2 protein-coding genes and 1 pseudogene are annotated in these 1214 nt (G+C 59.3%); all 3 read right to left on the bottom strand.

Going from position 1 to position 1214, the window contains the following annotated elements:
• Positions 1 to 252, bottom strand: a 252-nt coding sequence (locus tag ACV22V_RS32370) for a Bug family tripartite tricarboxylate transporter substrate binding protein (RefSeq protein ID WP_448016808.1), incomplete at its 3' end; no start/stop codon positions are given.
• Between the two features lie 67 nt (positions 253 to 319).
• Positions 320 to 929 (bottom strand): annotated as a pseudogene (locus ACV22V_RS32365) (IS3 family transposase); the annotation flags it as partial.
• A gap of 116 nt (positions 930 to 1045) precedes the next feature.
• Positions 1046 to 1214: penicillin acylase family protein (locus ACV22V_RS32360; protein ID WP_448016809.1), on the bottom strand; the 169-nt coding region annotated here is incomplete at its 5' end.

The raw sequence follows: 1214 nt of genomic DNA, 5'->3' as shown, positions 1-1214 counted from the left end.
CGATTTCGCGGTAATCTCCGCGCCGATGTTACCCCCCGCCCCGGCCCGGTTCTCGACAACCACAGGCTGCTCAAGTTCCTTCGACATGCGCACGGCCAGATCGCGCGCCATCGCATCCGTGGGCCCGCCCGCCGAAAACGGCACGATCACGCGGATCGGCTTTGACGGATAGGACTCGGCATGCGCCGCACCACCGGCGAGCACGAGGACACCGGACAGGACGCCCATAAAACGATAGACACCATCTTTCATTTGCAACGCTCCTCTCACACATCTTTGTGAACCGCTCCGGGTTTGTCGGAGACTGCCGAGTTTGGCGCTACGCCGCACGGGCGGACAGCGCCAGATTCCGATTGTAAGCTTCCTCCGCTTCGGCCGGCGACACGTACCCGAGAGGACCGAGCAGCCGATTGTGGTTATACCAGTGCACCCATTCGAGCGTCGCGAGTTCGACGTCCTGCAGCGTGCGCCAGGACCGCCGATGTACCACTTCGGCCTTGTACAGTCCGTTGATCGTCTCGGCCAGTGCATTGTCGTATGAATCGCCAACGCTGCCGGCCGTGTTGTACACCGGCCTCCACCAAACGTTGGGTGTACAGAATGCTTAAATATTGAGACCCGTGGTCGCTATGATGGATCAGGCCAGGTGCCGGTCGGCGCTCATGCAAGGCTTGGTTTAGCGCGTCCAGCACGAAGTCGGTCCGCATCGACGCCGACACCCGCCAGCCAACAATGCGACGGGCGAACACGTCGGTCACGAAGGCCACATAGACAAATCCAGAGTACGTCCAACAGTAGGTAAAATCGGCCACCCACAAGGCGTCGGGTCGCTCAGCCTGGAACTGACGCTTTACCCGATCCAGCGGGCACGGCACCGCATCGTCGCGCTGCGTTGTCCGGATTCGACGTCCACGCCGCACGCCTTCGAGAGGTATGGCCGGGATTCGCGAAAAATCCGCCACATCTCAACCTAAAGCAATGATATGAAAGAGAAATTTTAGATGTTCGTTTAAGCCGATCTGTGCTTTGCCGCATCACTATTGTGTCATTGCGTCTGCGTGCCGGGCATGAGGCGAATGCGTTTTTCCGTTGCCTTTTCAACGGAAGCGCGGGTATAGAGCAGCGGGAAATATTCCCCGTTAAGCCACATCTGGGCAAGGTCGCGATAATGCGGGCTGTCCGGATCACCCGATTCTCCGGGCAGATTCACTGCG

This window comes from Burkholderia sp. AW33-5, assembly GCF_053427615.1.
This window is presented reverse-complemented; position numbering and strand designations above follow the sequence as displayed.